Source organism: Thiothrix subterranea (assembly GCF_016772315.1).
GTDB classification, from domain to species: Bacteria; Pseudomonadota; Gammaproteobacteria; order Thiotrichales; family Thiotrichaceae; genus Thiothrix; species Thiothrix subterranea.
This window is the reverse complement of the sequence record NZ_CP053482.1, coordinates 2,992,883-3,011,890: the sequence shown is the minus strand read 5'-3', so window position 1 is coordinate 3,011,890 and position 19,008 is coordinate 2,992,883. Positions and strand designations below refer to the sequence as shown.

The 19,008-nt window shown below is 42.1% G+C and carries 19 protein-coding genes; 18 read left to right on the top strand and 1 reads right to left on the bottom strand.

The features are described from left to right. The first annotated feature begins 220 nt into the window (after positions 1-220). The gene (locus HMY34_RS14895; RefSeq protein WP_228287874.1) at positions 221-553 is read left to right on the top strand and encodes a Uma2 family endonuclease; all 333 of its coding nucleotides are present in this window, start codon (positions 221-223) and stop codon (positions 551-553) included. Here the strand turns inward: HMY34_RS14895 and HMY34_RS14890 are convergent. After that, complete coding sequence (locus HMY34_RS14890) at positions 550-1,782, bottom strand: RNA-guided endonuclease InsQ/TnpB family protein (protein ID WP_202716237.1); 1,233 nt, start codon at positions 1,780-1,782, stop codon at positions 550-552. The genes HMY34_RS14895 and HMY34_RS14890 overlap by 4 nt on opposite strands. A gap of 103 nt (positions 1,783-1,885) precedes the next feature. On the opposite strand from HMY34_RS14890, the gene HMY34_RS14885 reads away from it, so the two are divergent. The 17 genes from HMY34_RS14885 to HMY34_RS14805 all read left to right on the top strand — a co-directional run bounded on the left by HMY34_RS14885 (position 1,886) and on the right by HMY34_RS14805 (position 18,998). Continuing rightward, positions 1,886-2,122 carry a Uma2 family endonuclease gene (locus HMY34_RS14885; protein WP_228287873.1) on the top strand — a complete coding sequence of 79 codons (237 nt, stop codon included), beginning with the start codon at positions 1,886-1,888 and terminating at the stop codon, positions 2,120-2,122. A 105-nt stretch (positions 2,123-2,227) separates the two neighbouring features. Next, positions 2,228-3,700: a Fic family protein gene (locus HMY34_RS14880; protein WP_202716236.1), complete on the top strand. Its 1,473-nt coding sequence runs from the start codon at positions 2,228-2,230 to the stop codon at positions 3,698-3,700. A 331-nt stretch (positions 3,701-4,031) separates the two neighbouring features. Beyond that, positions 4,032-4,952 (top strand): GDP-L-fucose synthase family protein, encoded by a 921-nt coding sequence (locus HMY34_RS14875; protein ID WP_202716235.1) that lies wholly within the window; start codon positions 4,032-4,034, stop codon positions 4,950-4,952. Continuing rightward, positions 4,933-5,814 (top strand): glucose-1-phosphate thymidylyltransferase RfbA, encoded by an 882-nt coding sequence (rfbA, locus tag HMY34_RS14870; RefSeq protein ID WP_202716234.1) that lies wholly within the window; start codon positions 4,933-4,935, stop codon positions 5,812-5,814. The genes HMY34_RS14875 and rfbA overlap by 20 nt, the downstream gene beginning before the upstream one ends. Beyond that, positions 5,811-6,884, top strand: a complete 1,074-nt coding sequence (rfbB, locus tag HMY34_RS14865; RefSeq protein WP_202716233.1) for a dTDP-glucose 4,6-dehydratase — start codon at positions 5,811-5,813, stop codon at positions 6,882-6,884. Before rfbA ends, rfbB begins: the two co-directional genes overlap by 4 nt. A gap of 8 nt (positions 6,885-6,892) precedes the next feature. After that, a complete protein-coding gene (gene pseB / locus HMY34_RS14860) occupies positions 6,893-7,891 on the top strand; it encodes a UDP-N-acetylglucosamine 4,6-dehydratase (inverting) (RefSeq protein WP_202716232.1) in 999 nt (332 codons plus the stop codon). Next, complete coding sequence (pseC, locus tag HMY34_RS14855; protein WP_202716231.1) at positions 7,892-9,058, top strand: UDP-4-amino-4,6-dideoxy-N-acetyl-beta-L-altrosamine transaminase; 1,167 nt, start codon at positions 7,892-7,894, stop codon at positions 9,056-9,058. It abuts the gene before it with no gap. Next, positions 9,055-9,747, top strand: a complete 693-nt coding sequence (gene pseF, locus HMY34_RS14850; protein ID WP_202716230.1) for a pseudaminic acid cytidylyltransferase — start codon at positions 9,055-9,057, stop codon at positions 9,745-9,747. The genes pseC and pseF overlap by 4 nt, the downstream gene beginning before the upstream one ends. A gap of 1 nt (position 9,748) precedes the next feature. After that, on the top strand, positions 9,749-10,846 hold the full coding sequence (gene pseG / locus HMY34_RS14845) for a UDP-2,4-diacetamido-2,4,6-trideoxy-beta-L-altropyranose hydrolase (RefSeq protein ID WP_202716229.1): 1,098 nt from the start codon (positions 9,749-9,751) through the stop codon (positions 10,844-10,846). 8 nt (positions 10,847-10,854) lie between these two features. Further along, entirely contained in the window at positions 10,855-11,403 is a 549-nt protein-coding gene (pseH, locus tag HMY34_RS14840) for a UDP-4-amino-4,6-dideoxy-N-acetyl-beta-L-altrosamine N-acetyltransferase (RefSeq protein WP_202716228.1), read from the top strand. Between the two features lie 9 nt (positions 11,404-11,412). Further along, the gene (pseI, locus tag HMY34_RS14835; protein ID WP_202716227.1) at positions 11,413-12,462 is read left to right on the top strand and encodes a pseudaminic acid synthase; all 1,050 of its coding nucleotides are present in this window, start codon (positions 11,413-11,415) and stop codon (positions 12,460-12,462) included. Further along, a complete protein-coding gene (locus HMY34_RS14830; RefSeq protein ID WP_202716226.1) occupies positions 12,416-13,687 on the top strand; it encodes an oligosaccharide flippase family protein in 1,272 nt (423 codons plus the stop codon). The genes pseI and HMY34_RS14830 overlap by 47 nt, the downstream gene beginning before the upstream one ends. Continuing rightward, positions 13,684-15,012, top strand: coding sequence for a hypothetical protein (locus tag HMY34_RS14825; protein ID WP_202716225.1), 1,329 nt, complete (start codon positions 13,684-13,686; stop codon positions 15,010-15,012). Before HMY34_RS14830 ends, HMY34_RS14825 begins: the two co-directional genes overlap by 4 nt. After that, positions 14,990-16,009, top strand: a complete 1,020-nt coding sequence (locus HMY34_RS14820; RefSeq protein WP_202716224.1) for a glycosyltransferase — start codon at positions 14,990-14,992, stop codon at positions 16,007-16,009. Before HMY34_RS14825 ends, HMY34_RS14820 begins: the two co-directional genes overlap by 23 nt. Beyond that, positions 15,996-17,126 carry a hypothetical protein gene (locus tag HMY34_RS14815; RefSeq protein WP_202716223.1) on the top strand — a complete coding sequence of 377 codons (1,131 nt, stop codon included), beginning with the start codon at positions 15,996-15,998 and terminating at the stop codon, positions 17,124-17,126. The genes HMY34_RS14820 and HMY34_RS14815 overlap by 14 nt, the downstream gene beginning before the upstream one ends. After that, positions 17,119-18,045 (top strand): glycosyltransferase, encoded by a 927-nt coding sequence (locus HMY34_RS14810; protein WP_202716222.1) that lies wholly within the window; start codon positions 17,119-17,121, stop codon positions 18,043-18,045. Before HMY34_RS14815 ends, HMY34_RS14810 begins: the two co-directional genes overlap by 8 nt. Further along, positions 18,042-18,998, top strand: a complete 957-nt coding sequence (locus HMY34_RS14805) for a UDP-glucose 4-epimerase family protein (protein WP_202716221.1) — start codon at positions 18,042-18,044, stop codon at positions 18,996-18,998. Before HMY34_RS14810 ends, HMY34_RS14805 begins: the two co-directional genes overlap by 4 nt. Positions 18,999-19,008 lie beyond the last annotated feature (10 nt).

Genomic DNA, 19,008 nt, shown 5'->3' with positions numbered 1-19,008 from the left:
CGGGGAAATCCCCGAAAAAACCGCAAAAATGCGGAAAAACAACCTAATTGTGGCTTGGTGTGCTAAAAATTGAGATGGGTTGGTGTTTTTTTAATAAAATACCGACAGGTCAAAGCTAACCGTTGCTATACACTGGGTTTTTAAAGGTTCCCCCTCTGAATTTGCGGTTTAGTGGTGGGCTTGCTAACCTCATTCCATCATCCAGTTGAAGGAAACACCGATGGCACACGCACTGAAATATGACCTCACCCCGTTTGAGGATTATCTGGCGGGTGAACGCGACGCTGACAGCCGTAGCGAATATGTGGATGGACTGGTGTACGCAATGGCGGGAGCGAGTGAAACACACAACACTATTGCCACCTCCTTTTGTGCGTTTATCGAAACCCAGCTAAAAGACAGTTGCCGTGTCTGGCAATCTGACATGAAACTGGTCATCCGCAACCAATGGCAGCGCTTCGGTTATTACCCCGACATCATGGCTGCTTGTGGTGAGAACCCAGATGACCTTTATACACGCACTAACCGTTCCTTTAAACTTATACAAACTTAACCAAGGTCAAGTTTGCGGTTAAATTCCTGCTTCATTGGGGCTGGTTTCGTCTTCGGCTTACGCCCAAGACCAGAGCCTTCCCCTCCACAGGCAGACACCGTGGAACTCACGGCGTGGTTGCTGAGCGTAGCCGAAGCATACTCTTGCAAATTCTTGGCAGCATTTACGTCACGGTCATGAACTGCGCCACAAACGGGGCAAGTCCATTCGCGTACCGATAGTGGTAATTTGTCCACTTTGTACCCACAGCCGGAGGCAGAACAAGTCTTGCTGGAGGCAAAAAACCGATCAGCCACCACGACCACCGCTCCACGCATTCCCGCCTTGTATTCCAGTTGACGGCGAAACTCGAAAAACCCCATATCACTGATAGCACGGGATAAACGGCGATTTTTCACCATGCCCGACACATTCAAATCTTCAATGCCGATGGTGTAAAAACGGCGGGTTAAATCCGTAGTGAGTTGGTGCAAACTGTCTTGGCGGATATTGGCAATACGTGCGTGAAGTTTTGCCAGTTTTTGTTTTGCCTTGTGGCGGTTGGCACTGCCCTTGACTTTGCGTGACAAGCTGCGCGAGAGCCGTTGTAGGCGTGAAAGCAAGACTTTATGCGGCTTCGCACCAACCACTTTTTCCCCCGTTGACAGCGTTGCCAGTGCGGATACGCCCAAATCCACCCCCACCGTGCCTTGGTTTTCGGCAGGCGGGAGGTGGTTTTGATCCGTATCCACGGTGATGCTGGCGAACCACTGGTCAGCGGTGCGGGAAATCGTGGCAGAAAGAATTTTGCCGAAAAAGCGTAACGTTTCCCGCATCCGTGCTAACCCAAGGTTGGGAATGCGGATGCGGGAAGCATCAAGCGAAAATTGATCGTTGGTGAGGGTGAAACTGTCACGGCTCTTGCCTTTCTTTTTGAACTGCGGGTGCTTGGCACGTCCGGCAAAAAAGTTGTTGAACGCTTGCCCCAGTTGGATAATTGCCATTTGTGGGGCGTTTTTGGTGACGTCGAGCATCCACGGGAATTGTTCGCGTTTAATGGCGTTCAATTGGCGACGCAAACTCATTTGGTTGGGTTTGGGCTGGGTGTTGTCGTCTTTCCATGCCGCGTATTGGCTTTGCCATTCCGCCAACGCCCAGTTGTAAGCAAACCGCGCTGTACCTGCGGCTTTCGCCAAGTACGTGGCTTGTTTATTGTTGGGGTCTAGGCGGATTTTGTGGCTGATAATCATGAGGAATAGGATGCAATACAGCAGATTTTGTGTCTAGGGGTGGGTGTTTTTGATGTTGCTATCGACAGATGAACGGTAGTCTGTGCCTTACAACTTCTCCAACATGACAAAGATTGGAGAAGTTTGGGTGGGTTTTGTGGTAGCTGCTTCAAACCCCATCTTGATTGTGGAGGTGCTATCTGATGGCACCGAGCGGGTTGACCTGAAAGAAAAATTCGATAACTACACCAGTATCCCTTCGCTGTTGGAATATGTGGTGGTATCACAGGATGTGCCACTGGTACGGCTGCGAAACGCAAATATTCTCACTTTTGATTTGATACTGATAATGACAAGGTAGGGCGGTAGCTATGCCAGTCCCTCTGAAATAAATTCAAATAAAAATGTAAAAAATAGTTGTTTCTGATAGAATTCCAGATTCACTGAAGATTTTTCGGATTTGAGCATGAGTTTAGTCGGTTACACATACTTAGTAGAGCAGTTAACGTTAGCTGTCAAACCCGTCTCACCGGTTGCACAAGTATCGGGAACAGTCAGCCAACGTACTGAAGCCCAGGGGAAGGTGCTGTTTCCGCACGGTGTCGCGTTGCAGGATACGCCGCTGGGGCATTTAGAATTTGCCATCAAGCATGAAGGCATTAATCTGGAAGTGATTGATGCAGCATTTGAGCATATCCAACCCGCTGAGCTATTGAATCGCCTCGCCCAAACACCCAATGGGGAAAGCATCCGACGTTTGTGTTTTTTGTGGGAATGGTTACGCGGGGATTCGCTGGATGCACCCACGACACCGACGGGTAAATACATCGACCTGTTTCCCAACGACATTTATTTTACTGCCCAACATGGGGAGCGACACAAAACCTATCGAATCACCAATAATGCCCTAGGAAATGCTCAGTTTTGCCCCACTGTTAGGCGGGATGTGCTGGCTGGTAAGGCAACATTGGAAAGTTTGTTAGCGCAAGCACATCAACTGTTTTACCAAGGGCATTCGGCAGCGGTTTATCAACGGGCTATCCATTATCTGTATCTGTCGGAAACCCGTAGCAGTTTTGCCATTGAGAAAGAGACACCCAGCGCCCAGAAAGAAGAACGGTTTGTGCAGTTATTGCAACGGGTGCGTGAATACCCGCAACTGATAGAAGATGATCTGGTCATTTTGCAAAATGCCGTGGTACGGGATGTATACAGTCAGGAAGCCAGTTACCGCTGGCGACAAAACTGGCTGGAAAACAGTTTGGGCAGGGTTACGTATTTCCCCCCACCACCCGCTGTGTTACAGCACTTAATGCAAGGTTGGGAAGCGTTTACCAATGATAGCCAACGCGGCGTTGATGTATTGGTGCAGGCAGCTTGCGCGGCGTTTGGGTTTGTTTACCTGCATCCGTTTATGGATGGCAATGGGCGCTTACACCGTTTTATGTTTCATCAGGTATTGGCACGACACCCGCAGCTACCCGCCGATATGATTGTGCCGGTTTCGGCGGTGATTATGCAAAACATCCCAACTTACCATGAAGTACTGACGGGGTTTTCGCAGCCAATCACAAGGCTTTGGGATTATCGACGGGCAGAGATTGAGCCTTACATCCTTAAAGCAGCCGATAGCCGCAGCTACCGTTTTTTTAATGCCGACCGTGAAGTAGCCTTTCTGCATCAGATGTTGCAGCAAGCGATTGAAGTCGAAATGCCTCAGGAAATGGCTTGGTTGGATGGCTATGATCAAGCCACCACTGCACTGGAGCAGCGTTTTGATTTGCCGAAGAAAGACATAGCAGCATTGGTGCGGATGGCTTGGGGCAATGGCGGACATCTCTCGAAACATCGGCGCAAGCAGTATGCACATTTGCCCGATAGTGTGCTGGATGAAGTGGAGACAGTGGTTCGACAAGCTTTCCAGTTTGGAAATGACTAAGCGCAGCCCTGCCCTTCGACAGGCTCAGGGCGCGGGTAAGTGGTGGACTCGCGAACTACCACGAGGCATCCGTGGGCTGAGCGAAGTCGAAGCCCTGTTCGACGTGAATTTTACTCCCCACAATTGACTAGAATGTGACCGCCATCACAGGCATAATCCCCACATTGCATTAAGCTATGGTACATCTAACAACAACGTTTACTGATGCCGACCATGACAAGGTAGGGCGGTAACGTTCTTGATGCGGGCTTACATCTTATATTTTTGATTTGATACTGATAATGACGAGGTAGGGCGGTAGCGTGTCTGGCTACTGTGTTCTTAAAAACTCATGAATAAAAACGCAAAAATTTTCGTCACCGGGCATCGTGGCATGGTCGGTAGTGCTTTGGTGCGCCGTCTGCAAGTGGGTGGCTATACCAATATCATTACCCGTTCGCGGCAGGAACTGGATTTACTCAGTCAGGCAGCGGTGCAGCAGTTCCTCCAGGTTGAGCAGCCGGACTATATTTTTATTGCGGCGGCGAAGGTGGGTGGCATCCACGCAAATAATACTTATCGGGCGGATTTCATTTATCAGAATTTGATGATTGAGGCGAATCTGATTCATGGGGCGCACAGAGCAGGCGTGCAACGGCTGATGTTTTTGGGCAGCAGTTGCATTTATCCGCGTGATTGTCCGCAGCCGATTAAGGAAGAGTATTTGCTGACGGGGGCGTTGGAATGTACCAATGAGCCGTATGCGATTGCGAAGATTGCGGGGATCAAGCTGTGTGAGGCGTATAACATGCAGTATGGGCGGCAGTATGTAAGTGTGATGCCGACCAATTTATACGGGCCGAATGATAATTATGATCTGGAGACTAGCCATGTCCTGCCTGCCCTGTTGCGTAAGGCGCATGAGGCGAAATTGCGTGGGGATAAGGAACTGGTGGTGTGGGGGACGGGTACGCCACGGCGTGAGTTTTTGTATGTGGATGATCTGGCGGATGCCTGTGTGTTTTTGATGGAACAGGGTTATGCGGGGTCGTTGCTGAATATTGGCACGGGGCAGGATGTGACGATTCGGAAACTGGCGGAAACGATTATGGATGTGGTGGGGTTTGAGGGGCGGATTGTATTTGATGCGGGTAAGCCGGATGGGACGATGCGGAAGGTATTGGATGTCAGTCGTTTAAATGCTCAGAATTGGGAAACAAGCACACCGCTACATAAAGGTTTAAGAATTACCTATGAACAATTTAAAGCGTAAAGGCATTATCCTCGCTGGTGGCAGTGGTACGCGCTTGTATCCACTCACCAAAGCCGTCAGTAAACAGCTCATGCCTATTTATGACAAACCGATGATCTACTACCCGTTAACCGTACTCATGTTATCCGGCATTCGGGATATTTTGATCATCACCACGCCGGAAGACTCTGCTCAATTCCAGCAACTGTTAGCCGATGGTTCGCAGTGGGGCTTGAATATTAAATATGCGGTACAGCCAAAGCCGGAAGGGTTAGCTCAGGCTTTCTTGATCGGGGCTGACTTTGTAGGCAGTTCACCCGTCACTTTGATTTTGGGTGACAATATTTATTACGGCGAAGGGCTGTCACAGCGTCTGCAAAGCGTGGCACAACAACAAAACGGCGCAACCGTGTTTGCCTATTATGTCAAAGACCCGGAACGCTACGGTGTCGTCGATTTCGATGCGCACGGCAAAGCTCTCAGTATTGAAGAAAAGCCGGTTAAACCACGTTCAAACTATGCGGTGACTGGGTTGTATTTCTATGACAACCAAGTGGTGGATATGGCGCGTGAAGTGCGCCCTTCCCCGCGTGGCGAGTTAGAGATCACCACCCTGAATCAGATGTATTTGGAAGCGGGTCAATTGCAGGTCGAAATGCTCAAACGTGGCACAGCGTGGTTGGATACGGGTACACATGCGTCATTGCTGGATGCATCCAACTACATTCGGGTGATTGAAGAGCGGCAAGGGTTGAAAATTGCTTGCCCGGAAGAAATTGCGTGGCGGATGGGCTTTATTGACCAAGAACAATTGCTTAAATTAGCTGAACCGCTGAAGAAAAGTGGTTATGGCGATTATCTGACAGGATTGCTTCGCGTATGACAACAACACACAATCCGCAACGCTTACTCGTCACGGGTGGGGCTGGCTTTATTGGCACTAACTTTGTGCATTATTGGCTTGAACAATACCCTGATGCGCATATTGTGGTGTTAGATGTGCTGACGTATGCGGGGCGGCGTGAGAACCTGCAAGCGCATGAGGGGAAAAGCAATTTTCGCTTTGTGCAGGGTGATATTCTGGATCAGGGATTGGTGACAACGCTGTTGCGTGAGGAAACCATTGATACCATCGTGCATTTTGCGGCGGAATCACACGTTGACCGTTCGATTTACGGGCCGGATGCTTTTCTGAAAACCAATATTGATGGTACGCACAGTTTGCTGAAAGCGGCTAAAACAGTGTGGTTGGATGAAAAGCCGGGGTTTGCACACCGTTTTCATCATGTCTCAACGGATGAGGTGTATGGGACGCTCTCCCCTACTGACCCGGCATTTACGGAAACCACGCCGTATGCACCGAATTCACCGTATGCAGCGAGTAAAGCGGCTTCGGATCATATTGTGCGGGCGTATCAGCATACTTATGGGTTACAAACGACCACTAGCAACTGCTCTAATAATTACGGCCCTTATCAATACCCCGAAAAGTTGATACCGCTGGCGATTTCACGTTTGCTGCAAGGGCAAGCGGTGCCGATTTATGGTGATGGCTTGCAGGTGCGCGACTGGTTGTATGTGGATGACCATAATCGTGGGATTGATCTGATTATTCGCAAAGGGCAGATTGGCGAGACCTATAATATCGGCGGGAATAATGAACAGGCGAATATCAACCTGATTCACGCCCTATGTGAACTGCTGGATGCACGTTTCCCTGAATCGCCGAATGTGCCGCATCAGCAGCATATTACGTATGTGACGGATAGACCGGGGCATGATCGGCGTTATGCGATTGATAATCGTAAATTTTCCCACGAATTAGGGTACATCCCACAAGAAACATTCCAGACTGGATTGAAAAAGACAGTGGAATGGTATATGCAAACAGATAACATTTTGATTGATAACATAAAAAATCCAGTTATCACTCACAATAGAAGTCAACAATAGGTAATTCGATGCTTACTAATCAAACGATTCTCATCACTGGTGGTACTGGTTCTTTCGGTCACACCTTCATCCCGATGACCCTCGCTAAATACAATCCCAAAAAAATCATCATCTACTCCCGCGATGAGATGAAACAATGGGAAATGGCTAAGCTATTTCAAAATGATCCACGAGTACGCTTTTTCATTGGAGATGTGCGAGACAAAGATCGTTTGTACCGTGCTTTGGATGGTGTTGATTATGTTGTTCATGCCGCAGCAACCAAAATTGTACCAACAGCGGAATATAATCCTTTTGAATGCGTAAAAACGAATATCAACGGTGCAATGAATCTAATTGATGCTTGCATTGATAAAGGCGTGAAACGAGTTGTTGCACTTTCTACTGACAAAGCCAGTAGCCCTGCTAATTTATATGGCGCAACCAAGCTCGCCTCAGATAAGTTGTTTGTAGCGGGTAACTCTTACAGCGGTGGCAAACAAACACGTTTTGCTGTCGTGCGTTATGGGAATGTCATGGGTTCACGCGGTTCAGTTATCCCATTTTTTCTATCTATCGCAGCTCAAGGTAAACTACCCATCACCGACACACGCATGACTCGCTTTATGATTACATTGGAACAAGGCGTTGAGTTGGTATGGCACGCTTTTGAAGACATGGAAGGTGGTGAAATCTATGTTAAGAAAATTCCTTCAATGAAGGTAACAGATGTGGCACTAGCTGTTGCACCTGATGCAGAGCAAACCATTATGGGCATTCGCCCCGGCGAAAAACTGCATGAGCAGATGATTAGTGCGGAAGATGCTTATCATACTTATCAGTACCCTGATCACTTCAAAATTTTACCTGCTATTCATAACTGGAGCAACGACCCCAATCGGATTAAAGATGGGGTGAAAGTATCAGAAAATTTTGTTTATGAAAGTGATAGTAATACCGAATGGATGGGTATTGACACGCTCAAACAATGGATTGAGCAGAATCAGCATAAGATTGGAAATATCTAAATGAACGTTATCCCTTACGGTCGACAAGACATTAGTGAAGCCGATATTCAGGCAGTAGTTGATGTATTGCGTTCTGACTTCCTCACCCAAGGGCCTGCTGTTCCGGCTTTTGAACAAGCAGTAAGTGATTATTGCGGGGTACAACATGCTGTGGCGGTGAATAGTGCCACTTCTGCTTTGCATATTGCTTGTTTGGCGTTAGGGGTTGGTAAGGGCGATGTGGTTTGGACTAGCCCGATTACGTTTGTCGCCAGTGCCAATTGTGCGTTGTATTGTGGGGCAAGTGTTGATTTTGTCGATATAGATCCACGCACTTATAATTTAAGTGTTGAGCAGTTACAGATGAAGCTGGAACAAGCACGGCAGCAGAACCGTTTACCCAAAGTGGTGATTCCGGTTCATCTGTGCGGGCAGCCTTGCGAGATGGAGCGGATTCATCAGTTAAGTCAGGAGTTTGGTTTTAAGATTATTGAAGATGCCTCCCATGCGATTGGTGGCAAATATCAGGATGAGCCTATTGGTTCATGTCGCTATAGTGATATAACTATTTTTAGCTTTCATCCGGTGAAGATTATTACCACGGCTGAAGGTGGAATTGCTGTCACCAATCATGCCGAACTGGCGGAAAAGATGGCATTGTTACGCAGTCATGGCATTACCCGCGATCCGGCACAGATGACACATGAATCGGATGGGGCATGGTATTACCAACAAGTTGATTTGGGCTTTAACTACCGCATGACGGATATGCAGGCTGCGTTGGGGCTTAGCCAAATGCAGCGACTGGATCCATTTGTACAACGGCGGCATGAATTAGCACAACGGTATAATGAACTGCTGGCTCACCTCCCGCTTACCCTTCCTTGGCAGCACCCTGATAGTTATTCTGGCTTGCATTTGTATGTGATACGGCTGCAACTGGATGCGATTCAATTGACTCATCGGGAAGTGTTTGATGCGCTACGTCAACAAGGCATTGGGGTCAATCTGCACTATATTCCGGTGCATCGCCAGCCTTATTACCAGGCAATGGGGTTTGAATCTGGGAATTTCCCTGAAGCAGAACTGTATTATCAGGAAGCGATTAGCCTACCAATGTTCTCTGCAATGACGGATGAGCAACAAGAGACCGTTTGCTCGACTCTCACAACGGTTTTACAAGCATGAATATTGCCATTATTCCAGCACGCGGGGGGAGCAAGCGCATCCCTCGGAAAAACATCAAGGATTTTTGTGGCAAGCCGATGATTGCTTGGTCGATTGAAGCAGCTTTGCAAAGTGGATGTTTTGAGCGAATTATTGTTTCTACCGATGATGAGGAAATTGCTGAAGTAGCATTGCGTTTAGGCGCAGAAGTGCCTTTTATGCGACCCGAAGGACTATCGGGTGATTTTGTTGCGACGATTCCAGTCATCAAACATGCTATTCAATGGTTAGAGGCTAATCAGGTTATACCTGAATGGATATGCTGTATTTACGCAACCGCACCATTTATTTCTGCTAATGCGTTGAGAAGTGGACTGACGTTAATCCAGCAACAAGATGCCGATTATGCTTTTTCTGTTACCAGTTATGCTTTTCCTATCCAACGGGCGATCAAGTTTCAGCAAAACAGCATGGTACAAATGTTTTCCCCTAAACATTTCAATACCCGTTCTCAAGATTTGGAAGAAGCCTATCATGATGCGGGGCAATTTTACTGGGGAGCAAGAACTGCTTGGCTAGAAGAAAAACCTATTTTCTCCTCAGAATCATATCCTATTATTTTACCTAGGCATTTAGTTCAAGACATTGATACCCAGGAAGATTGGATAAGAGCTGAGTTGATGTTTAAAGCGATAGAGAAAAATAGCTGATATGGTAGTTATCTTCCGTGTCGATGCTTCTATCCAAATAGGCAGTGGTCATGTGATGCGCTGCCTGACCTTGGCGGATGCGCTAAAAAATGAAGGTGCAAACTGCACTTTCATTTGCCGTGAACATAGCGGCAATATGTTGGCGTTAATCCAAAGCAAAGGGCATGGTGTTGTTGCCTTACCGACTAAGGAAGCTAACACTTCGCTTACCAGCCAACACCCACGGCAGGAATATCTGTCTTGGCTCGGCGCAACACCAGATGAAGATGCAGAGCAAACTATAGCGGCGATCCAATCACTAACGGCGGATAAGTCTGCTTGGTTGATTGTAGATCATTATGCTTTGGATAGAGACTGGGAAGAGCAACTAAGACCGTATTGCCAAAAAATCATGGTGATTGATGATTTGGCAGACCGTCAGCATGATTGCGATTTACTGCTGGATCAAACCTTTGGACGTGATGAACGCGATTATCAGACACTTGTCCCTGAACATTGCACCATCCTTACTGGCTCTTACTATGCGCTGTTACGCCCTGAATTTGCCCAATGGCGTGAATACAGCCTGCAACGCCGCCAACAGCCACAGTTAAAACAGTTGCTGATTACTTTGGGTGGTGTGGACAAAGATAACGTAACTGGACAAGTCCTCACTGCTTTAGCAAATAGCCAGTTACCCAACGATTGCCACATTACCATCGTCATGGGAGAACATGCTCCTTGGCTGGAAAGCATTAAAGCACAAGCCCAACAACTGCCTTGGTCTACTGAAGTCCGGGTTAATGTCACCCAAATGGCTGAGTTAATGGCTAACAGTGACCTCTGTATTGGCGCGGCGGGAAGCACAACATGGGAACGCTGTTGTCTTGGTTTGCCAACAATTATGCTTATAACGGCAAAAAATCAAATTTTTGCCGCTGAGCTACTTAAAGATAAAGTTGAAATTGCTCAGGAAATTGATGAAATCAAACGCCATTTACTAAGCTTTTTTAGTTCAATTAACTTAGCGAATCGCTTAAAAGTACTTTCTGAAACATCTAGTAAAATAACAAATGGAACAGGCTCTAAAAGAATAGCCTCCTTTCTTCTAAAAAACTGAGAATTTATATGCAAAACACATTTGGACTGCTAAGAAACATAGAAGAAAACGAAATTGAGTTAATGCTTTCTTGGCGAAACCATCCGACGATACGTGCTAACATGTATAATCAACACGAAATAACAATAGATGAACATGTAATTTGGTGGAACAAAGTAAAATCATCAAAAACCGAAAAATACTTTCTATATGAATTAAAAGGTGTCGCCACTGGAATAGTGGGCTTCAATAATATAAATAAACAAAATAACAACTCCTCATGGGCATTTTATGCTTCACCAGAAGCTGCCAAAGGCACTGGAACAAAGATGGAGTTCTTAGCTTTAGAGTATGCGTTTAATATTTTAAATTTACACAAACTTTACTGTGAAGTTTTATCTTTCAACTCATCAGTAATAAAACTACACAAAAAATTTGGTTTTTCTGAAGAAGGAATATTTCGCGAACAATACTGCAAGGATAATCACTATATTAACATTCATAGACTGGGGTTGCTAAAAGCCGAATGGACTGAAAAAAAAGATGTAATGAAATCAAAAATTGAGTCGTTTAAGTAGGTTGAAAGTATGAAAAACACCATATGTATTAATAGTCGAAAAATCTCCCCTGAAAATCCACCTTATATTATTGCTGAAATGTCTGCCAACCATAATGGTGACATCAATAACGCTTTCAAAATTATTGAAGTCGCAAAATCGGCTGGAGCGGATGCCGTCAAGCTGCAAACATATAGACCCGATACCATTACCTTAGATTGCGACTCTGAGGATTTCCAGATACATGGCGGCTTATGGGATGGAAAAACACTGTACCAACTTTATTCAGAAGCCTACATGCCTTGGGATTGGCATAAACCGCTATTCGATTACGCCCATAAACTGGGCATTACCATTTTCAGCTCACCCTTCGATAATACGGCGATTGACTTACTGGAAGACTTAAACGCTCCTGCCTACAAAATTGCCTCATTTGAAGCCGTTGATCTTCCACTAATCAAATACGCCGCCAGTACCGGCAAGCCGATGATTATCTCAACCGGTATGGCAAATGCGGAAGAAATTCAGGAAGCCATTGAAGCCGCCCGCGAAGGTGGCTGTAAAGAACTAGCCATCCTGCATTGCGTCAGTGGCTACCCTGCCCCAGCGTCTGATTACAACTTGCGAACCATACCCGATATGATCCAGCGGTTTGGTTTGGTAACAGGGCTTTCTGACCACACCATTGACAACACCACCGCGATTACCAGTATTGCCTTGGGCGCATCCATCATTGAAAAGCATGTGACACTTGACCGTAAAGGTGGTGGGCCGGATGACAGCTTTTCGTTAGAGCCGCAGGAATTGGCAGCCTTGTGCCGCGACACAAAAACAGCTTGGGAAGCATTGGGGCAAGTGGACTATGGGATGAAAGCCAGCGAACGGGGAAATGTGAAGTTTCGGCGCTCGTTGTATTTTGTGAAGGATATGGAGGCGGGGGAAGTGATTACGGAGGAGTGTGTGCGGAGTGTTAGACCGGGGTTTGGGTTACAACCTAAACGTCTGAAAGAAATTATAGGTAAAAAACTTAAACATGGTATTTATAAAAATACTAAGACCTCATATGATCTTATCAATTAGTAAAATATCAAATATATTTCTAAGATTTAGCTCTGTCGGAAGCAAGTTCGTTCTAATTTTCTTTTTAGCAAAAGAGCTTCAGCCCATTGAAGTGGGCTTATTTGGATTATTATCAGCCACTATTACATTTAGCGCGCTATTAATTGGAGGAGACTATTACACCTATACACAAAGAGAATTAACATTAGACAATAAAGAGCACAATGGAAAAGTACTTTTTAATCATATTGCCGCCATATGCATAATTTATGGAATAACACTCCCTTTGCATTACTTGCTATTTATACTGGATATTCTGCCTTATAGTTTTCTTTTTATGTTTTATTTGATTTTAGTTAGCGAGCATATATCTCAGGATATCATGAGAATATTGATAATTTTAAAAATGCCTCTTATTGCAAGCTTACTTTTAAACATAAAGACAGCGGTCTGGATAACAATACTAGTAACATCAGCGACACTAAACAATACAAATAATCTTGATTTGTCATCTGTTTTTTATTATTGGTTAGCGGGATCATTTTCATCTGTTGTATTTGGTTTATTATTTATAAATAAATCAATAGCTTATACTAGTTTTTCACTAAATAACAATAGTTATCTTATTAATGGATTCAAAGTAGCTTCATTTTTCTTACTTTCAACAATAAGCTTAAAAATAATTTTCACATTAGACCGATATATATTAGAGGCATACTATGGTTTGGAAGTCGTGGCTGCTTATACATTACTTTTCGGGATAGCTATGTCTCTATCGACAATAATAGATGCAGGTGTTATGTCTTTTAAATATCCTCAAATGATTTTCTTTTTTAGAGAAAAAAAGTTTGCCGAATTTTTATCAATTAAAAGAAGTTTACAGAAAGAAATTATTTTGTGGTCACTTATTCTTTCTTTATTAACATATATAACAACACCATATGCATTAGCACTTATTGAAAAACCAATGTACTTAGAACAAACTAAAAACATGCTAGCACCATTACTTTTAATGACCTTTTTTTACAATATAGCATTAGTGCCCCATTATCAATTGTATGCACAAGGAAAAGACAAAGAAATATTAATAAGCAATATACTGCTTCCGATTGTTTTTATAGTTACTTCATTTTTACTTATAAAAGTAAATATAAGTTATTCGGCAATACCTACCGCCCTGGCTATTACCATGATAGCTAATTTTCTTTTTAAATTTTCTTTTTCTAGGAAATATAAAATCTCATGAACAACAAACGCATAAAAGAAAAAATTATTGAAGTTTCTGAGCTCAGTGCCATAAAAACAACCGAGCAAGTTATAAGCATAACTTATGAATATTTTATAGAGCCATTCTTAAAATACCTTACATTAGAACAAAAAATAAATTTGGCGAAATCATTGAATCAAGAAAGATTTATAATTGCCGAAGATTTTTTCTCAACAAAATCACCAATAAGTTCGATCCATCAGAAAATAACTAATTCTAACAACGAAATAGCCATTAATAAAATTATAACGTTAACAGACATTCATGGATATGGCAATCTATCAAGATTTGATGAAGTTAAATTAACATTACATGGTAAAGTCTCGGCTCCAAATGCTGGGTTAACTATAACCAAAAAACTATTAAAGTCACTTTTTTTTTCATCGACTGGAAAAATATACAACGAACAAAGAAAAAAAACATTTTTTCTAAAAGAAAACCTTAAAAATAAACTAATGCAGACTATTGAAAATGAGGTGGATTGTCAACTTATATCTGCTTTATTTCCTTCTGATTTATTATTAAAGCAAGAAAGCAAACTCTCTATAAAGGAATACAACGGGTCATTATTTGAAATAATAAAAAACCCATCAATGATAAACCTATTTAGTCAAAATACAAAAATAATAGGAAGGATGCATGGAGGAATATATGGAGAATGGGACTTTTATTGGATAGAGAATGAAGAAAAGAAAGCCAGTGATTATTATGATTACTGGCATATATCGGGAATTGATAGATTCTATAAAACTGTAAAACCAAGAGAGTTGTTTAGAAGAAAGGGTTCAATTGCCGAAATTTTATGGGTAGGCCGTTCTTCTCAGAGAGAAGATTTCTTAGAAACAATATGTCCATCATATGCTAGTGCATTTTCAGTGACTTCACACATAAATTTAATAAATAATGCATTATTAGAAGTTCACTTACCTTTTTTATTAAACCCACACCCAACAGGATTTCATTCTGCATATAAAAATATTAAAAATATTAAAAATATTAAAAGATTACAATCAGAAATAAACAAAAGTACACTTTGTGTATTTGATGCTCTTTCTCATACTTTGTATTATTTCTGTATCAAATATAAAATTCCATTCTTGATTATAATACCTCACATTCCTAAAAATTTATCTGCTCATTATCTGAACGACCTAAAAAATCTAAAAAAAGCTGGCATACTAATTGAGACAGATGATGATTCTTATGACCTAAAAGATATGATACTCAGGACGATAAACTCATGGATTGACATTGAAGAATCAATTGAACTAAGAGAAATTTATGAAAAATACAAAGTCGGATAATAAAATCTTCATTGCTATACCTAGACTTGCAAATACTGGCGGGAACATAATATCTGTTTATTTAAGCGAGATACTCATATCAAAGGGATATGAGGTTATTGCTTTAACAGGATTCTCTCAGAAAAATCTAAATCTAAATAAACTTAAACTTAAAAATCATAAAAAAACAAAACTTAATTCTATTCTTAACTATATCTCATATATATCCATATCAGTAAATTTCATTTTCATCCGAAGCAAAAGAATAGCCACACATCACTTAACTTGCCTTTTTAATTTTTTAAGGCCATGCGAGTATAATTTTGTTCAAGACTTAGAGTTAAGCTTTTATCCTGACAAGCTCAAAAATATTGGTAATATGTTATGGAAAAACTATTTGAAAAGCGAAAAAATAATATTTACGAATCATATATTAGCCAAAAAATGTGGTTATGATATATTAGACATAGGTTTTCCTTTTATTACGGATACTGAATTCCATTACTATAAATACCAACAAAAAAATTATGACGCTTTGATAATATTAAGGGATGGGGCTTATAAAGCTCCACAAGAAACTCTAGAATTATTTGAAAAACTGAAAAATAAGAAAAAAATAATAATGATAAACAATTCAAAAATAAATAATAACTTAACGAATGGAGATAATAACTCATTGATTTTAGGAACAATGAGTCGCAAAGACTTTTTAGCGACACTTTGTAAGTCACACTACTATATATGCCTTTCAAAATGGGAAGGATTAGGATTACCAATTATAGAAGCATACTTAGCTGGTTTAAATGTAATTTCGACACCGATACCATCGGCAATCATAATTAATAATTATCAAAAAAACCCCAATGAAATTTTTATTGTCAATAGCAATGAAGAAATAGACATTAGTCTTATGGAAGTATTCGAAAAAGATCAACGAGAAAAAACTAGCACAGAAAGACAAGAAGTCATTAAACAGATAAATAAAAAATGGGTTACATATATAAATGAACTCTTCTAAACTAAGTGCATCGAAATATGGATTATACAGCTTTACAGCATTCATTATTTTTTCATTATTTGGTAGAATATTATTTGTTCCTGGAGATGAACCAGACTTTGAAGTAAAATCAATGCAAATGCTTGATTTTTACAAAGAATATAATTTAGATTTTTTTTTGATTCACTTAACAGATACTAGTTGCTCATATCAGCATGATCCAAAATCTATATTTTTCACAATAACCGATTGTTATGATAATACTCATAATGTTCTCAAAAGAACGTTATGGTTACTTATTATTTCCTTCCCATTGTTTTTCTTTCTCCTAAAAAAAGAAAAAACCCTGTCTAATCTTGATTACATAGCAAGAAAAAAAACGTTAATAGCTATTATGCCATTTCCAAGCATAATATATTTTTCTGGTTTGTACTCTAATGAACAAACAACACTTTTGTTATCACTATTTATTTTTTTATTCTGGGATAAATTTTTAATAAAATTACTATTATTGACATTAATCACAGTTATAGATGTAGGAAATGGAATTGTGGTTTTATTTTTCATTACGAATGTATATTTTTTAAATACCATAAATCATAAAGCCTCAAAAAAAATAACGAGAATCATATTAACTTTATTAGTTTCAATTTTATTAACTTATCTATTTCCTTTGCTTATCGATTTTTCCACACTTTTCACAAATAAAGTATATTCAATATTAAGCGTAATCGATTCCGGTGGTTATAATTCGGAATTATCGCCAATAATAAGACCAATAATAACTTTTACCTCTATAATTTTTATGACATCAGCTTATATTAAAGCTCCAATTTCTTATGCTTTTCTATTAATTGCATTGCTTTACTCAATCTCTTTAAAAGCGGTTTTGATAAAAAAAGAGTCATCATTAATTAGTCTTAGTCCTTCCGTAAGCATATATTCGTCTATATTAACAATATTATTAATTACTTTATCCATCCCAACTTACTCATATGGAAAATATTATGCCTTCTTAATACCTTTTATTTTTTATTATTTTCAACAAAAACATGATCAATCACGAATCTTGTTATTTTCAATATTTTTATCAATCACTGTATTTCTTCATCTAGCTTTTTATAGATTTTATGGATAATTTCAATAAGCCCCAAATTGTTGTTTTGTTAGCTGCATATGATGGTAAATCATGGTTAAAAGAACAAGTTGATTCTATTTCTCGACAAGAAAATATTAACATTTTTATTTACATAAGCATCGATCCCTCAACTGATAATACCGAATTTCTTTGCCACCAACTTGCCGAACAAAACTCAAACATCACTGTTCTTCCTGACATCGGCAAATTCGGTAGTGCCGCCCCCAACTTTTTCCGACTAATTCGAGATGTAGATTTTTCTAATTTTGATTACGTCGCCTTCGCCGACCAAGACGACATTTGGCATTCCGATAAACTTTCCAGAGCCGTCCAAATGTTGACTAAACATGACTGTGATGGCTATTCCAGTAACTTCACTGCTTTCTGGCCTGATGGACGAAAAAAACTAATAAATAAAGCCCAGCCTCAAGTTGAATGGGATTACCTCTTTCAATCACCGGGACCGGGTTGCACGTTTGTTTTGACTAAAAAACTTGTACTTGAACTACAGACATTTGTCCGCAACAACAAAGAACCCATGTCATCTGTTTGGCTACATGATTGGTTTATCTACGCATTCGCACGCTCTCATAGCTACAAGTGGTACATAGATAAATACTCGTCAATGCTGTACCGTCAGCATGAAAATAATCAAGTCGGGGTCAACACTGGCTATAAAGCATTCTTGTATCGAATGCGCTTTGTTCTTAGTGGCAAGGCTCTAGAGCAATCCGTGTTACTTGCTCGCTTATGCGGCTTAGCTTCACACCCATTTGTAAATCGTTGGTGCGACCTATCACGTAGCGGTTTTTTTTATCTGGCTTTTAACGCTTATAACTGTCGCCGCAAGCCATCCGAAAAAATTCTATTTCTACTTTCCTGTCTTTTATTATCCGTTATTGGTCATAAAAAACCATGAAAAATATCTTACTAACTGGCTCGACAGGATTCATCGGCTCATCCCTCACCCAACATTTACACCAAAAAGGCTATCCCATCATTGCTGCGATACGCCAAATTAGCGATGCTTTTTCTCCCGGCATTCAGCAAGTCTCTGTCTCTGATCTACTTCCATCTACTAATTGGACATCTGCGATTAACAAGGTAGATACCATCATCCATCTCGCCGCCCGTGCCCACATCCTCAAAGACCAAGCCACTGCCCCACTAGCCGCCTTCCGCGAAACCAACACCTACGCCACCCTCAACCTAGCCCAACAAGCCGCTAACGCAGGTGTACGCCGTTTCATCTTCATCAGCTCTATCGGGGTCAATGGCAACCAAACCTACGCTAAACCCTTCACCGCCGATGATCTACCCACCCCTGCCGAACCCTATGCCATTTCCAAACACGAAGCCGAAATCGGTCTACGCCAAATTGCCACCGAAACAGGTATGGAAGTCGTCATTATCCGCCCCCCATTGGTTTACGGCGCAAACGCCCCCGGCAACTTCGGACAACTCATCAAAACCGTAACGCGTGGCATCCCCCTCCCCCTAGGCAACATCCGCAACCAACGCAGCCTAGTCGCCCTGCCCAACCTCATCGACCTGATCACCACCTGCATCGACCACCCCGCAGCCGCCAACCAAATCTTCCTCGTCTCTGACGGCGAAGACCTTTCCACCACCGAACTCCTGCAACGCCTCAGCCACGCCCTAGGCAAACCCGCCCGCTTACTCCCCATCCCCCAAAGCTGGCTAGAAACCGCGTTAACCCTAGTGGGCAAACGCGCCATCGCCCAACGCCTCTGCGGCAACCTGCAAGTCGACATCAGCAAAACCCGCGACCTGCTCGGCTGGACACCACCCGTCAGCGTCGACGAAGCCCTACGCCAAACCGCCCAAGCCTACCTGCAAGCCAAGCGTTAATTTGCTATAC

Coding starts and splice junctions, on each gene's coding strand:
- HMY34_RS14895 (WP_228287874.1), top strand. CDS start 221: ATGGCACACGCACTGAAATATGACCTCACCCCGTTTGAGGATTATCTG.
- HMY34_RS14890 (WP_202716237.1), bottom strand. CDS start 1,782: ATGATTATCAGCCACAAAATCCGCCTAGACCCCAACAATAAACAAGCC.
- HMY34_RS14885 (WP_228287873.1), top strand. CDS start 1,886: ATGACAAAGATTGGAGAAGTTTGGGTGGGTTTTGTGGTAGCTGCTTCA.
- HMY34_RS14880 (WP_202716236.1), top strand. CDS start 2,228: ATGAGTTTAGTCGGTTACACATACTTAGTAGAGCAGTTAACGTTAGCT.
- HMY34_RS14875 (WP_202716235.1), top strand. CDS start 4,032: ATGAATAAAAACGCAAAAATTTTCGTCACCGGGCATCGTGGCATGGTC.
- rfbA (WP_202716234.1), top strand. CDS start 4,933: ATGAACAATTTAAAGCGTAAAGGCATTATCCTCGCTGGTGGCAGTGGT.
- rfbB (WP_202716233.1), top strand. CDS start 5,811: ATGACAACAACACACAATCCGCAACGCTTACTCGTCACGGGTGGGGCT.
- pseB (WP_202716232.1), top strand. CDS start 6,893: ATGCTTACTAATCAAACGATTCTCATCACTGGTGGTACTGGTTCTTTC.
- pseC (WP_202716231.1), top strand. CDS start 7,892: ATGAACGTTATCCCTTACGGTCGACAAGACATTAGTGAAGCCGATATT.
- pseF (WP_202716230.1), top strand. CDS start 9,055: ATGAATATTGCCATTATTCCAGCACGCGGGGGGAGCAAGCGCATCCCT.
- pseG (WP_202716229.1), top strand. CDS start 9,749: ATGGTAGTTATCTTCCGTGTCGATGCTTCTATCCAAATAGGCAGTGGT.
- pseH (WP_202716228.1), top strand. CDS start 10,855: ATGCAAAACACATTTGGACTGCTAAGAAACATAGAAGAAAACGAAATT.
- pseI (WP_202716227.1), top strand. CDS start 11,413: ATGAAAAACACCATATGTATTAATAGTCGAAAAATCTCCCCTGAAAAT.
- HMY34_RS14830 (WP_202716226.1), top strand. CDS start 12,416: ATGGTATTTATAAAAATACTAAGACCTCATATGATCTTATCAATTAGT.
- HMY34_RS14825 (WP_202716225.1), top strand. CDS start 13,684: ATGAACAACAAACGCATAAAAGAAAAAATTATTGAAGTTTCTGAGCTC.
- HMY34_RS14820 (WP_202716224.1), top strand. CDS start 14,990: ATGAAAAATACAAAGTCGGATAATAAAATCTTCATTGCTATACCTAGA.
- HMY34_RS14815 (WP_202716223.1), top strand. CDS start 15,996: ATGAACTCTTCTAAACTAAGTGCATCGAAATATGGATTATACAGCTTT.
- HMY34_RS14810 (WP_202716222.1), top strand. CDS start 17,119: ATGGATAATTTCAATAAGCCCCAAATTGTTGTTTTGTTAGCTGCATAT.
- HMY34_RS14805 (WP_202716221.1), top strand. CDS start 18,042: ATGAAAAATATCTTACTAACTGGCTCGACAGGATTCATCGGCTCATCC.